Raw genomic sequence first — 14,352 nt, forward strand, 5'->3', positions numbered from 1 at the left:
GCACCCCGTGCCGATTTTCTCGTGATCAAGAGGTTTTGCCCCTCAACCCTTTGATCGATCATCGATCAGTGGTTACAGTCGCCGACGGGCCACGCGACGGTGTCGCAAACCGACACCGAACCCAAGCCCTCCGCCCTGTCCTGCCAAAGACAAAGGGCACCCCCGAACCCTGATGAGGGAACCCCCTTCGACTGAGGAAGGCGGCGACATGACCGACCCCAACGCCATCCAGCCGAGCGCGCTCGACCAGCTCCCCGACCGGGACCCGGAGGAGACCGCCGAATGGCAGGCCTCCCTGGACGCCGTCGCCAAGGCGGCCGGGCCGCACCGTGCCGCGTACCTGATGCGCCGTACGCTGGAACGCGCCGAGGGCGCCGGCATCGCGCTGCCGAAGCTCCTCGAGACGGACTACGTCAACACCATCCCCACCTCCGCCGAGCCCGCCGTGGACGGCGACGAGGCGATGGAGGCCCGGATCACCGCCTGGAACCGCTGGAACGCGGCCGCCATGGTGACCCGGGGCAGCAAACACGGCGTCGGCGGCCACATCGCCACCTTCGCCTCCGCGGCCTGGCTCTACGAGACCGGCTTCAACCACTTCTTCCGGGGCAAGGAGGCCGACGGCTCGGGCGACCAGCTCTACATCCAGGGCCACGCCTCCCCCGGCATCTACGCCCGCGCCTTCCTCGACGGCCGCCTGAACGAGACCCACCTCGACAACTTCCGCCAGGAGGCAGGCGGCAACGGCCTGCCCTCCTACCCGCACCCGCGGCGCCTGCCCTGGCTGTGGGAGTTCCCGACGGTGTCGATGGGTCTCGGCCCGCTGTCGGCGATCTACCAGGCGCGCTTCAACCGGTATCTGACGGCGCGCGGCATCAAGGACGTCTCGGACTCCCACGTCTGGGCCTTCCTCGGCGACGGCGAGATGGACGAGCCGGAGTCGACGGCCGCACTCGCGCTCGCTTCCCGCGAGGGCCTGGACAACCTGACCTTCGTCATCAACTGCAACCTGCAGCGCCTCGACGGTCCGGTCCGCGCCAACTTCAAGATCGTGCAGGAGCTGGAGGCCCAGTTCCGCGGCGCCGGCTGGAACGTCGTCAAGAGCCTGTGGGGCTCCGCCTGGGACGAGCTGTTCCAGCTCGACACGACCGGCGCGCTCGTACGCCGCCTGCGTGAGGTACCGGACGCGCAGGTGCAGACGTACCAGACGCGCGACGCGGCCTACATCCGCGAGGACTTCTTCGGCAAGGACCCGGCGCTCGTCGAGATGGCGAAGCTGCTGAGCGACGACAAGATCCTCGAGTGTTTCCACCTCTCCCGCGGTGGCCACGAGGCCCGCAAGGTGTACGCGGCCTACAAGGCGGCCCTGGAGCACAAGGGCGCGCCGACCGTGATCCTGGCCCAGACCGTCAAGGGCTTCACCCTCGGCGAGGGCTTCGCGTCGAAGAACGCCAACCACCAGATGAAGAAGCTGACGGTGGACGAGTTCAAGCAGATGCGTGACCTGCTGGAGCTGCCGATCTCCGACAGCCAGTTCGTCGACGGGGTCGTCCCCTACGGCCACCCCGGCGCCGACTCCCCCGAGGTGCGCTACCTCCAGGAGCGCCGCGCGGCCCTCGGCGGTCCCGCCCCGGCCCGCCGCGTCCACCCGGTGGCGCCTCTCCCCGCCCCCGCGGAGAAGGCGTTCGCGTCCTTCGACAAGGGCTCGGGCTCGCAGAACGTCGCCACGACCATGGCCTTCGTCCGCCTGATCAAGGACCTGGTCCGCGACAAGGAGACGGGCAAGCGCTGGGTGCCGATCGTCCCCGACGAGGCGCGCACCTTCGGCATGGAGAGCCTCTTCCCCTCTCTCGGCATCTACTCGCCGAAGGGGCAGACGTACGAGCCGGTCGACCGTGACCAGCTGATGTACTACAAGGAGGCCAAGAACGGCCAGATCCTCAACGAGGGGATCACCGAGGCCGGTTCGATGGCCGACTTCATCGCCGCGTCCACCGCGTACGCGACGCACGGCGAGGCGATGATCCCGTTCTACATCTTCTACTCGATGTTCGGCTGGCAGCGCACGGCCGACCAGATGTGGCAGCTCGGCGACCAGCTCGGCCGCGGCTTCCTCGTCGGCGCGACCGCGGGCCGGACCACGCTGACCGGCGAGGGCCTCCAGCACGCGGACGGCCACTCCCCCGTGATCGCCGCGACCAACCCGGCCGCGCTGACGTACGACCCGGCGTTCGCCTACGAGGTCGCGACGATCGTGAAGGACGGCCTGCGCCGCATGTACGGCGAGGCGGCCCCGGGCGAGGACCAGAACGTCTTCTACTACCTCACCGTCTACAACGAGCCGCTGCCGCAGCCGGCCAAGCCCGCCGCGCCCGGCATCGACGAGGGCATCGTCAAGGGCCTGTACCGCTTCAACACGGCGGAGTCGGCGGGCCTGTCCCCGACGGCGAACTCCCCGCGGATCCAGCTGCTCGGCTCCGGTACGGCGATCCACTGGACGCTCCAGGCTCAGAAGCTTCTCGCCGAGGAGTGGGGCGTGGCCGCGGACGTCTGGTCGACCACCTCGTGGACGGAGCTCCGCCGCGACGCCCTGGATGCCGACGCGGCCCTCCTGCGCGGCGAGGAGCGCATCCCGTACGTCCGCCGGGCCCTGCAGGGCGCCGAGGGCCCGGTCCTCGCGGTGTCCGACTACATGCGCCAGGTGCCCGACCAGATCGCCCAGTGGGTCGAGCAGGACTACTCCTCCCTCGGCGCCGACGGCTTCGGCCTCTCCGACACCCGCGAGGCCGCCCGCCGCCACTTCGGCGTCGACGCGGAGTCCATCGTCGTGGCGGCCCTGGCCCAGCTGGCCAGGCGCGGCGAGGTGAAGGCGACGTCCGTCAAGGAAGCGCGGGAGAAGTACGGCCTGTAAGGGTCCTCAGGGCAGACGGGCAGCGCAGCGGTGAAGGGGTACGGCGGCAGCCGTACCCCTTCGTTGTCAGTGGCCCCCGGCATCATGAACCCATGCGTGCCGCCCGGCTCATCAAGATGGTGCTTCTCCTGCAGTCCCGGCCCTCCATGACCGCCGCCGAGCTCGCGCGGGAGTTGGAGGTGTCGGAGCGGACCGTGACGCGGGATGCGCAGGCGTTGTCGGAGGCGGGGGTGCCGGTGTACGCCGATCGGGGGAGGGCCGGGGGGTATCGGCTGATCGGGGGGTATCGGACGCGGCTGACCGGGTTGGCGCGCGGTGAGGCGGAGGCGCTGTTCCTGTCGGGGGTGCCGGGGGCGCTGCGGGAGATGGGGCTGGAGGACGCGGCCTCGGCGGCCCGGCTGAAGGTGTCCGCCGCGCTGATGCCCTCCCTGCGGGACGCCCCGCGGACGGCCGCGCAGCGGTTCCATCTGGACGCGCCGGGCTGGTTCCAGGAGCCGGAGGTGCCCGCGCTGCTGCCCGTCGTCGCGGACGCGGTGTGGGACGACAGGCGGATCCGGGCCCGCTACCGGCGCGGGGAGGGTGAGGTCACGCGCGAGCTGGAGCCGTACGGGCTCGTGCTCAAGGCGGGCGTCTGGTACCTGTGCGCGCGGGCGGTCGACGCCGGGGCCTTCCGGACGTACCGCCTCGGCCGGTTCGCCGCCGTAGAGCCGTCCGAGGGCCTTGACGGGCGGTTCGAGCGGGACGAGACCTTTGATCTGCCGGGGTTCTGGGGTGAGCAGGCCGAGCGGTTCGCGCGTTCGATTCTGCGGGCCGAGGTCGTCGTACGCCTTTCGGCGGCCGGGGTGCGCAGGCTGCCGTACACCGTCGACCCGGTGGCCGCGCGGGACGCCCTCGCGGCGGTGGAGGAGGCCGACGGGGAGGGGTGGGTGACGGTGACGCTGCGGGTGGAGTCGGAGGAGGTCGCCCATACGCAGCTCACGGCGTTGGGGGCGGAGGCCGAGGTGCTCTCCCCGGCGACGCTGCGCCGGCGCTTCACCGAGGACGCGATACGGCTCGCGCGGCTGTACCGCTCGTGACATTCCCGTGTACGCCGGGGTGCGCCCCACCCCCGGAGGTCCGATGCTGGACCCGTGATGGACGAGACGGAGTTCTGGGAGCTGGTGGACGCGAGCCGGGAGGCCGCCGAGGGCGACCCGGAGGAGCAGGCCGACCTGCTCGTGGAGCGGCTGCTCCAGCTGGACCCCGAGTCGGTCCTCGACTTCGCCCGTCACTTCGAGGCCCGCTACAGCCGGGCGTACACCTGGGACCTCTGGGGCGCCGCCTGGGTGCTGCTCGACGGGGCGAGCGACGACGCCTTCGACTTCTTCCGATGCTGGCTGATCGGCCAGGGCCGCGAGGTGTACGAGCATGCCGTGCACGACCCGGACTCGCTCGCCGACCTGCTGGGCGACTTCGACGAGGAGATCGACGGCGACGGCGAGGAGCTGGGCTACGCGGCGGACGAGGCGTACGAGCAGCTCACCGGCACCGTGGCACCCGATCTGGGTATTCCGCCCGCGGCTTCGGAGCCCGAGGGCACGCCGGTCGACTTCGAGAACGAGCGGGCCCTCGCCGAGCGGTACCCCAAGCTGTGGGACCGCTTCCGGGAGTGAGTCGCGCGGCTCCTCAGGCCGCGGCGCGCCTGCGGACGGTGTCCGTCGGGATGTACGCCTGCGTCTGGTCGGCCCTCACCGCGTGATGCATCGGCGCCGCGTTGGCCTGGTCGAGGGCGGACGCGGTGACCGCGGCCGGGCCCAGGACGACCGTCGCGACCGCGCAGACGACGGCCCAGGGCCCGTGGGCGGTCCGGGTCCAGCCGGCCGCCCTCTCCGTCGCGTTCGTGGTGTGCGTACGGCTGCTGCTCATGGTCCCCACCTCCGGTCGGCTTGTGTTGTCCATGACCGTAGGGCGCGGGGATCTGAGGAGCCTGCGTGCCGCCTATGGCGTTCCTGTGGACGTCCTGCCCTGCAGGCGGGCCGCCCTCTCCCGTATCTCCGGGAGGCGGGCGCTGAGGGCCGCGCCCGGGCAGCTCGTCATGTAGCCGTCCTTGTGGCCGGCCAGGGCGGGGAGGGTGACGGCGCGCCCGGCGGCGTAGCGGCTGCCGCTGTTGCTGGAGGTCAGACGGACACTCGTCCGTGGGTCGATGTCGGCCAGGCCGAGCTTCCACGCGGCCAGCGCGGCGATCGCGTCGGTCATCTCCCGGGGGACGGGGACGCCGGCCGTGAAGGTGCCGATCGCGGCGATGCCGACGGTGCGGTGGTTGAAGCCCTGGGTGTGGGCGCCGGTGACGGGGCGGTCGACACCGCCCGCGCGGCCCTCGTAGATGGTGCCGCAGCGGTCGACGAGGAAGTTGTAGCCGATGTCGTCCCAGTCGCGCGCGCCGGTCTGGCCGGTGTAGAAGCCACGGATGATGCGCGGGACGTCGGCGCAGTCGTAGCCGTTGGGCGAGTCGGTGTGGTGGACGAAGACGGCGACGACCTCGTCGTCGTAGCGTGGCGGCGGCTGCGGGCGGGCGGCGCCGCCCAGCCAGGACGCGCGGGGCACCACCTGCGGCTTCACGGCCGGATGGTGGACGGTGGCGGGGCGGACCGTGCGGGGCCGGTGGGCCACGGCGGCCGTCACCGTGCTGTCGACGGCGCCCGCGCACAGCACCAGCGCGGCACCGGCGGCGAGGCCGGGCAGACAGCCCAGGAGCACGAGGGCCGGGCCCGGTATCCGTACCGGGCGCCGCCTTCGTGCCCCGCGCGCTCTTCGGAGGACACGCATGGTCCCACTGTCGGTCCGATCCGCTCCGCCCGCGATGTGTGGTGTGCCACCCGGTGGAACCAACGTCCTGGTCCGCGACGTTTTTCGGGGTACACGCACGCGTGGCGGGTTCCGGGCGCCACGCGCGCGTGGCTGATCACTGGGCCTCTCCCCCACGTATGAAGGGGTCCTAGAGAAAGGCGGCTCCGTGGACCTGCTCGACATCCTGCTGTTGCTGGTGATCCTGGCGTACGCGGGCTCCGGCTACCGACGCGGACTGGTGGCGGGCTGTGTCTCGCTCGCCGGGTTCGTGGGCGGCGCGGCGGTCGGCGTGTGGATCCTCCCCTGGATGATGGACCTGGTGACACCGGGCACGACGACGGCGACGGTGACAGCGGTGCTCACCGTGCTGGTCCCGGCCGCGGTCGGGCACGAGCTCGCGGGGCGGCTGGCGCTGCGGCTGCGGCGTGAGCTGGACCGGGGGCCGCTGCGGGTGGCCGACGGGGTCGGCGGGGCCGCGGCGAACGCGGTGGCCGTGCTGATCGTGGCCTGGGTGGCCGCGAGCGTGCTGGGCGCGTCCTCGTCGCCGCTGGTGACGACCGCGATCCGCGACTCGAAGCTGCTCGGGGCCGTGCAGGACGCGATGCCGGAGACCACTCCGTCGTGGTTCTCCGACGCCACGTCCGCGCTCACCCAGGCGGGCTTCCCGCAGGTCTTCAACCCGTTCGAGAACGAGTCGACCGCCGAGGTCGCCAAGCCCACCGGCGACAGCGTCACGGCGAGCGCCACGAACGCCGCCAAGCTGAGCACCGTGAAGATCGAGGGCGTCTCGGGCACCCAGGGCCGCGAGGGCAGCGGCTTCGTGTACGCCGCCCAGCACGTGATGACCAACGCCCATGTGGTGGCCGGCATCGACGACCCGACCGTGCGGGTCGGGGGCGTCGGGCGGTCGTACGAGGCCCGGGTGGTGCTCTTCGACCCGAACAAGGACGTGGCCGTCCTGTACGTCCCCGAGCTGCGGGCCCCCGTGCTGCGGTTCGAGGACGAGGCCGAGCGCGGCGACAAAGCGGTGGTCGCGGGCTATCCGCAGGACGGCGACCTGAACCTCCAGGCCGCCACGGTCGCGGTCCGGGTGAAGGCGACCGGCCAGAACATCTACAACGACGCGACGGTCACCCGCGAGATCTACTCGATCCGCTCCACCGTCCGCCCCGGCAACTCCGGCGGCCCGCTGCTGACCACCGACGGCCGGGTCTACGGCGTCGTCTTCGCCCGCTCGACGTCCGACGACGAGACGGGCTACGTCCTGACGGTGAACGAGGTGGCCTCCGACGCCGAGCGCGCGGCGAACGCGACGGCGCCGGTGGACACGGGCGAGCTGACCACGTCGTGACAGAACCTGATCACCTCACACCAGCGACCGGCCCATGAACACGTCGTCGACGTACTCGCCGGCCAGGAGGAACTCCTGCGGCAGGATCCCCTCCACCACGAAGCCCTCGGCCTCGTAGAGTCTGCGGGCGGGGGTGTTGTGGCCGAGGACGCGCAGGGTGATGCGGCGGGCGCCGCGCCGGCGGGACTCCTCGACCGCCGCGCGGATCAGCGCCCGTCCGACACCGCGGCCGCGGGCCTCCTCGGCGACGGCCAGGCCCTGGATCTGCCGGACGTGCGCGTTGCAGGCGAGCCTCGTGGGGAAGGCCAGACGGACGTAGCCGACGACGCGGCCGTCGAGTTCGGCGACCATGTGGTCCTCGGGGGCGTGGCGTTCGTCGAAGAAGGGCGAGTACGGCGGCTGCGGCTGGGGTGCGACCGCGTGCAGCGGCGACCAGGTGGCGCGGTCCAGTGAGGCCAGCGCGTCCTCGTCCGCGAGGCGCGCGACGCGTATACGGGGTTCCTTCGGCTCGGGCATGGAGGTCACCCTAAGCACAACGACCGGGGCGGCCCTACGGGATTTCGGGGGTCACGCCCAGGCAGGATGGTCCTCATGGAACTCAGGCGAATCGCGGTGGCCGGCGCGTCCGGTCTCATCGGCAGCGCACTGGTGCGGTCACTGACCGCGGACGGGCTCGAGGTGGTGCGCCTGGTCCGTGGTGCGCCCCGGGGCCCGGACGAGGTCCGGTGGGATCCCGAACGCGGGTCGGTGGACGCGGCCGGGCTCGCCGGGTGTGACGCCGTGGTCAATCTGGCGGGGGCCGGGGTGGGCGACCGGCGCTGGACGGAGGCGTACAAGAAGCGGGTCCGCGACAGCCGGGTGCTCGGCACGACGGCGCTCGCGGGCGCGATCGCCTCGCTGGACGAGCCGCCGCGGGTGTTCGTGAACGGCAGCGCGATCGGCATCTACGGGGAGACCGGGGAGCGGGAGGTCGACGAGAGCGCGCCCGCGGGGGACGGTTTCCTGCCCTCGCTGTGCGTGGAGTGGGAGGGTGCCGCGACGCCCGCGCGTGAGGCGGGCGTCCGTACGGTGTTCACGCGGACCGGGCTGGTGGTGGCGCGTGGCGGCGGGGCCTGGGGGAAGCTGTTCCCGCTCTTCCAGGCGGGGCTCGGCGGGCGGCTGGGCGACGGGCGGCAGTACTGGTCGTATGTCTCCCTGCACGACGAGATCGCCGCGATCCGCCATCTCCTGGACCGGGACGACCTGTCGGGGCCGTTCAACCTGACCGCTCCGCAGCCGCTGACCAACCGTGAGATCACGGAGGCGATGGGGCGGGTGCTGCACCGGCCGACGCTGTTCGCGGTGCCGGCGCCGGTGCTGCGGGGCGTGCTCGGGGAGATGGCCGGGGACGTGCTGGGCAGTCAGCGGGTGCTGCCCACGCGGCTGTTGGGGTCCGGGTTCACTTTCGCGTTTCCGGGGATCGAGGACGCCATCCGGGCGGCGTGACAGCCCCTGCGACCATATGCGACCGCCGTGCGACCGTGCCCTGTCGATGCGCGACTGTACCTGACCGATCCCGGCCCTAACCTCGATCCGAACTCGGGCATCCCGGACGGCTGTTGAGGGCATCACGTCCCCACCTGCCGCGCAACCTCGAGGAGGGGCACGTGCTTGAGCCCGCGTACCAGGCAGACGTCGTCATCGTGGGAGCCGGGGTGGCCGGACTCTCGGCGGCGCATCGGCTGAACAGCGCAGGTGTAACAACCGCCGTCCTGGAGGCCGCCCCTTACGTGGGCGGCCGGATGGCGACCGAGAAGGTCGACGGCTTCCGTCTCGACCGCGTGGGCCAGATGCTGTCCACGTCGTATCCCGAACTACGCCTGGCCGCGGGGCTCGACGCGCTCGTGCTGCGCCCCTTCGCGCCGGGCGTCCTCCTCCACAGCGACGGACGCCGGCACCGCGTGGGTGCGCAGGTGCCCGGGCGGGGTGCCAGGGGCGCACTGCATGCGGTGCGCGCCCTCGCAAGCGCCCCCCGCTCTACGCAGCGGCCCCGGCCGGCCCCGCTGACCAAGGCGGCCCGTCCGGCGCCTCCGTGGGGTACCGCCGTCGACCAGGCCCGGCTCGGTGCCGCGCTCGGCCGGCTCGCGGCCGTGCCCGTGGAACGGCTGCTGTCCCGCCCGGAGTCCTCCGCGCGGGAGGCGCTGGCCGCGCGTGGCCTGCCCGCCCGTACGGTCGACGGCTTCCTGCGTCCGTTGCTGGCCGGCCTGCTGTGCGACCCGGAGCTGACGACGTCCAGCCGGTGCGCCGACCTCGCGCTGCGCGCCTTCGCGTCCGGGCGGCTGTGCGTGCCGGAGGGCGGGGCGGAGGTGCTGCCGGAGCTGCTCGCGCGGGCGCTGCCGCCGGGCACCGTGCACACCGGGGTGCGGGTCACCTCGGTCGCCACGACCTCGGTGGCGACCGCGGAGCACGGCGAGTTCCGCTGCCGTGCCGTGCTCGTGGCCACCGACGCGCGCACCGCCGCGACACTGCTGCCCGGCCTGCGCGTACCGGACTTCCACCCCGTGACGGTCGTCCACCACACGACGGACGAGCCGCCGCAGACCGGCGCGTCGCTGCTCCTCGACGCGGACCACGGGGGCCCCGTCGCGCACACGGCGGTGGTCAGCCGGGTCGACCCCAGCCGGGCGCCCGCCGGCCGGGCCCTGGTGTCGTCGACGGTCCTGGGCGTGCCGCCGACCGAGATCGACACCGCCGTCCGACGGCACCTCTCCCGGCTGTACGGCACCTCCACCACCCGCTGGGAGACCCTCGCCGTGCACCACACCCCCGAGGCCGTCCCAGCGATGCGCCCACCGCACGACCTCCGGCGTCCGGTACGGCTCCTGGCGGGCCTGTACGTCTGCGGCGATCACCGCGACACCAGCACCGTCCAGGGCGCACTGCACTCGGCCCATCGCGCCGCGGCGGCACTCCTGGCGGACCTGGGGGCGACGGGCTCGATGCACGCGGCCGAGCCCCCGAGGAGCGTGCCCCGGGCGGCATGAGCACCGACCGCTCACACCCGGCCCGTGCCCGCCCCCAGGCGCTCCGGCCCCGGCGGACGCGGGCCGACCGGTCGCGGCCGATCCGGCACCGCCGTTCCCCACCGAGCCACTGCGACCGGCCCGGCACCGCCGTTCCCCACCGAGCCACTGCGACCGATCCGGCACCGCCGTTCCCCACCGTCGTGGCTGCCCGCCACGGCGGCGGAGAAAGGGCGCTGGCGCACGAGGAGCGGCACACGGGCGGCTCGGCGGAAGCCGACGCCACCCGGACCGCCCGACGGAAGCCCACCTCTCCCGGCCCACCCGCCGAAAGCCGACGCCACCCGGACCGCCTGGCGAGCCAGCGCCACGCGGGCGGTCCGGCGGGAGCCAGCCTCGCTCCGGGGCGCCCCGGGGGAGCCGGCCTCCCCCGGGCCGCCGCAAGGAGCCGGCGCCACCCGGGCCGCCCCCGGGGGGCCGGTCTCACCCCAGTGCCGCGACCTTGTCCCGGTACCCCCGTACCGGTGCCGCGTCCTTGTAGGGCTCCAGCCTGCGTTCGAAGTCGCGGACGTACTCGATCGCGCGGACCGAGCGCATCTCGGCGGCCTGGCCCGCGGCCTCCGCGCCGAGTTGGCAGGCCTGGTCGAGTTCGCCGAGGCCGAGGCGGGCGGAGGCGAGGACGACGCGGCAGAAGAGGCGGCTGCGGGCGTAGCCGGGGGCCCGTAGCTGGAGGGAGCGTTCGGCGTGCTGGGCGGCCGCCCGGAACTGCTGGAGGTCGCGGTGGCAGTGCCCGAACTCGTCGGCGAGCTGCGCCTCGTCGAAGCAGCGCCCCCAGTACGGCACTTCGTCGCCGGGCCGGGCCACTTCCAGGGCGCGCTCGGCACGTACGAGTGAGGCGGTGCAGGCCCGCACCTCGCCGAGCACCCCGTGCCCGCGAGCCTCGGCGGCGTGCAGCAGCGCCTGGATCGCGGGCGGGGCGTTGGTGCCGACACCCTGCTGGGCCACGCGCGCGAGCTGCACCGCCTCGCGCCCGTGCCCGAGGTAGACGGCCTGGCGGCTCATGGTGACCAGGACGTAGGAGCCGTACGCCCGGTCCCCGGCGGCCTGGGACAGCCGCAGGGACTGGACGAAGTAGCGCTGGGCGAGGCCGTGCGCGGCGATGTCGAACGACGTCCAGCCGGCGAGCCGGGTGAGGTCGGCGGCGGCTGCGAACAGGCGGCGGCCCGTCTGCTCGCCGTAGGTGCCGCGCAGCATCGGCTCGCACTCGTGCTCCAGGTAGCGCACGAGGGCCTGGCGGGCGTGGCCACCGCCGTAGGCGTTGTCGAGGGTGCGGAACAGCTCGCCGACCGAGCGCAGCGCCGCGATGTCGCCACCGGTGACCTTCTGGCCGGGGCCGCGCTCGGCCTGGCCGCGCTGCCGGGGCAGGGTGGGTACCACCTGTTCGGGCACCGCCGGGAGCCTGGGCGCGAGAGGTGCCTGGGCGGGCACCCTGGGGGCGCCTCCCTGCTCGGGCGCGGCCGAGAGCTTGGCGGAAGGCGCCTCACCGCGGGCCACCCTCTCGTCGGCCCGCCCGATCAGCCAGTCGCGGCTGGGGACGACGAGCCCGGCCGGGGTGAACGCGATCTTGCGCAGCTCGGCGTGGCTGCCGGAGTCCTTGCGCCACAGCCCGCTGACGATGTCGACGGCCTCCTCGGGGGTGGCGGCGAACTCCAGTCCCGCGTAGACGGGGGCACAGGCGTCCAGGCCGAGGTCCTGGGCGGTGAGACGGCGGCCGAGGCGGCGGGTGAAGACCTCGGCGATGAGGGCGGGAGTGGTGCCCCGGGGCTGTTGTCCGCGCAGCCATCGGGTGACGGACGTCTTGTCGTATCTCAGGTCCAGCCCGTGTTCGAGACCGAGCTGGTCGACGCGACGGGCCAGACCGGCGTTGGAGAACCCCGCTTCTGCGATGAGCGCGGCGAGCTGACGGTTGGGGGTGCGCTGCGCGGGTCGTTCCGTCATGGTGCGGTGCGGTCTCCTGCCTTCCGGGCTCTGAAGTGCCCGGATTGCCTGTGAGCAGCCCTTATGGCCTCGTGAACGGCGCGAATGTAGCTGAGCGTAAGCAGCCGATCGCACACTTCGACGTTCATTCATCCGATCGTGTGAGGATTAACCCCGACGCTGACGCGCGAGGGCCGGACGTACAGTGGCCTGGGCGCGCTACATGCCTGATACACCCGTCGCGAGGGAGGCGCTTGCCGTGAGTGAGGTGCGGTTCGTCCGTATGGGGTTCGGATCGGAGCTCGTCGACTACCAGGAGGCGTGGGACGAACAGCGCCGGGTGCACGCGGCGCGGTTCGCCGACGAGATCCCCGACACAGTCCTGCTCCTGGAGCACCCCCCGGTCTACACGGCCGGCCGGCGCACCGCCGACGACGAGCGCCCCCTGGACGGCACCCCGGTCGTCGATGTGGACCGCGGCGGCAAGATCACCTGGCACGGCCCGGGCCAGCTGGTGGGCTACCCCATCCAGAAGCTCCCGCGCCCGGTGGACGTCGTGGCACACCTGCGCCGCCTCGAGGACGTGATGATCCGCGTCTGCGCGGAGTTCGGCGTGGAGACCAGCCGGGTGGAGGGCCGAGCGGGCGTCTGGGTCCTCGGCGACCCGGTGGAACAGCGCCCAACCCTGGGCGGCCTCTCCCTCGACTTCGACCCGCGGCTGACCGACGACGAGTTCGACCCGCGCCTCAACGGCCCCGAGTACGCCCCTTCCAACGCGGGCCAGCGCCGCGAGGACCGCAAGATCTGCGCCATGGGCATCAGGGTCGCCAAGGGCGTCACCATGCACGGATTCGCCCTGAACGTGAACCCGGACACGTCCAACTTCGACAAGATCATCCCCTGTGGCATCCGCGACGCGGGCGTGACCTCCCTCTCCCACGAACTGGGCCGCGAGGTCACCATCGCCGAGGTGCTGCCGGTCGTGGAGCGCCACCTCACCGAGGTCCTGGGCGCCGCGGACCTGAAGCCGAGGGTGATCGACAAAACACCGGCAGCCGTCAGCCCGTCCGGCGTTTGAGGACGAGGCCGTCAGGCCGAAGCGGGGACACCGGGGGCCGCAGCCCCCAGCAGGGCCGACACCCGCACCGGGTTTCGAATCAACGGGCGTACGCTTAAAGCCGCCGAAGAATCAATCGCTAGGGAGCCGGTCGTGTCCGCAGTCGCACCCGACGGACGCAAGATGCTGCGCCTGGAGGTCCGCAACAGCCAGACCCCCATCGAGCGCAAGCCCGAGTGGATCAAGACCCGGGCGAAAATGGGTCCCGAGTACACCAAGATGCAGAACCTCGTGAAGAGCGAGGGCCTGCACACGGTCTGCCAGGAAGCCGGCTGCCCGAACATCTACGAGTGCTGGGAGGACCGCGAGGCGACCTTCCTCATCGGTGGCGACCAGTGCACCCGGCGCTGCGACTTCTGCCAGATCGACACCGGCAAGCCCGAGGCGCTCGACCGTGACGAGCCCCGACGCGTGGGTGAGTCCGTGGTCACCATGGACCTCAACTACGCCACCATCACCGGCGTCGCCCGCGACGACCTGGAGGACGGCGGTGCCTGGCTGTACGCCGAGACGGTCCGTCAGATCCACCAGCAGACCGCGGGCCGCGAGGGCGGCCACACCAAGGTCGAGCTCCTCGCCCCCGACTTCAACGCCGTGCCGGAGCTGCTTCAGGAGGTCTTCGCCTCCCGCCCCGAGGTCTTCGCGCACAACGTCGAGACGGTCCCCCGGATCTTCAAGCGCATCCGCCCCGGCTTCCGGTACGAGCGCTCCCTGAAGGTCATCACCGAGGCCCGCGACTACGGCCTGGTCACCAAGTCGAACCTGATCCTCGGCATGGGCGAGACCCGCGAGGAGGTCAGCGAGGCGCTGAAGCAGCTGCACGAGGCCGGCTGTGAGCTGGTCACCATCACGCAGTACCTGCGCCCCTCCGTGCGCCACCACCCCGTCGAGCGCTGGGTCAAGCCGCACGAGTTCGTGGAGCTCCAGCAAGAGGCCGAGCAGATCGGCTTCTCCGGCGTGATGTCCGGCCCGCTGGTGCGTTCCTCGTACCGCGCTGGTCGCCTCTACCGGATGGCCATGGAGAAGCGGGACACTCACATCGCCGCCCAGGCCGTGTGACCTGCCCGACACGGCGTCACCCACCCTGCCCAACAGCGCGTGCGACAAGCGTGTGAATTCACGCACAAGCCCCTACTGACCAGTAGTGTCCGATTCGACGCGGTCCTGA

General features: G+C 72.5%; 12 protein-coding genes. 8 read left to right on the forward strand and 4 right to left on the reverse strand.

Annotated elements, in window-relative coordinates:
* Positions 1 to 208 precede the first annotated feature (208 nt).
* The 3 genes from aceE to AC067M_RS01585 all read left to right on the forward strand — a co-directional run bounded on the left by aceE (position 209) and on the right by AC067M_RS01585 (position 4,563).
* Positions 209 to 2,911 carry a pyruvate dehydrogenase (acetyl-transferring), homodimeric type gene (gene aceE / locus AC067M_RS01575; RefSeq protein WP_478694933.1) on the forward strand — a complete coding sequence of 901 codons (2,703 nt, stop codon included), beginning with the start codon at positions 209 to 211 and terminating at the stop codon, positions 2,909 to 2,911.
* Positions 2,912 to 3,003: 92 nt separating this feature from the next.
* On the forward strand, positions 3,004 to 3,987 hold the full coding sequence (locus AC067M_RS01580; protein ID WP_478694934.1) for a helix-turn-helix transcriptional regulator: 984 nt from the start codon (positions 3,004 to 3,006) through the stop codon (positions 3,985 to 3,987).
* Between the two features lie 57 nt (positions 3,988 to 4,044).
* A complete protein-coding gene (locus AC067M_RS01585) occupies positions 4,045 to 4,563 on the forward strand; it encodes a DUF4240 domain-containing protein (RefSeq protein WP_478695343.1) in 519 nt (172 codons plus the stop codon).
* 13 nt (positions 4,564 to 4,576) lie between these two features.
* On the opposite strand, the gene AC067M_RS01590 is transcribed toward AC067M_RS01585, so the two are convergent.
* Positions 4,577 to 4,816, reverse strand: a complete 240-nt coding sequence (locus tag AC067M_RS01590; protein WP_478694935.1) for a hypothetical protein — start codon at positions 4,814 to 4,816, stop codon at positions 4,577 to 4,579.
* A gap of 72 nt (positions 4,817 to 4,888) precedes the next feature.
* Positions 4,889 to 5,647, reverse strand: coding sequence for a peptidoglycan recognition protein family protein (locus tag AC067M_RS01595; RefSeq protein WP_478695344.1), 759 nt, complete (start codon positions 5,645 to 5,647; stop codon positions 4,889 to 4,891).
* Between the two features lie 256 nt (positions 5,648 to 5,903).
* Here AC067M_RS01595 and AC067M_RS01600 point away from each other — a divergent pair, with 256 nt between their 5' ends.
* Complete coding sequence (locus AC067M_RS01600) at positions 5,904 to 7,088, forward strand: MarP family serine protease (RefSeq protein WP_478694936.1); 1,185 nt, start codon at positions 5,904 to 5,906, stop codon at positions 7,086 to 7,088.
* 15 nt (positions 7,089 to 7,103) lie between these two features.
* Here the strand turns inward: AC067M_RS01600 and AC067M_RS01605 are convergent, their stop codons facing one another.
* Complete coding sequence (locus AC067M_RS01605; protein ID WP_478694937.1) at positions 7,104 to 7,604, reverse strand: N-acetyltransferase family protein; 501 nt, start codon at positions 7,602 to 7,604, stop codon at positions 7,104 to 7,106.
* Between the two features lie 75 nt (positions 7,605 to 7,679).
* Here AC067M_RS01605 and AC067M_RS01610 point away from each other — a divergent pair, with 75 nt between their 5' ends.
* A complete protein-coding gene (locus AC067M_RS01610; protein ID WP_478694938.1) occupies positions 7,680 to 8,573 on the forward strand; it encodes a TIGR01777 family oxidoreductase in 894 nt (297 codons plus the stop codon).
* A 161-nt stretch (positions 8,574 to 8,734) separates the two neighbouring features.
* Positions 8,735 to 10,111, forward strand: coding sequence for an NAD(P)/FAD-dependent oxidoreductase (locus AC067M_RS01615; RefSeq protein WP_478694939.1), 1,377 nt, complete (start codon positions 8,735 to 8,737; stop codon positions 10,109 to 10,111).
* Between the two features lie 462 nt (positions 10,112 to 10,573).
* On the opposite strand, the gene AC067M_RS01620 is transcribed toward AC067M_RS01615, so the two are convergent.
* A complete protein-coding gene (locus AC067M_RS01620) occupies positions 10,574 to 12,088 on the reverse strand; it encodes a regulator (RefSeq protein WP_478694940.1) in 1,515 nt (504 codons plus the stop codon).
* Positions 12,089 to 12,326: 238 nt separating this feature from the next.
* On the opposite strand from AC067M_RS01620, the gene lipB reads away from it, so the two are divergent.
* Both lipB and lipA read left to right on the forward strand, forming a co-directional pair.
* Entirely contained in the window at positions 12,327 to 13,145 is an 819-nt protein-coding gene (gene lipB, locus AC067M_RS01625; RefSeq protein WP_478694941.1) for a lipoyl(octanoyl) transferase LipB, read from the forward strand.
* A 132-nt stretch (positions 13,146 to 13,277) separates the two neighbouring features.
* Positions 13,278 to 14,243, forward strand: a complete 966-nt coding sequence (lipA, locus tag AC067M_RS01630) for a lipoyl synthase (protein WP_478694942.1) — start codon at positions 13,278 to 13,280, stop codon at positions 14,241 to 14,243.
* Positions 14,244 to 14,352 lie beyond the last annotated feature (109 nt).

Source organism: Streptomyces sp. NPDC043427 (genome assembly GCF_056436655.1).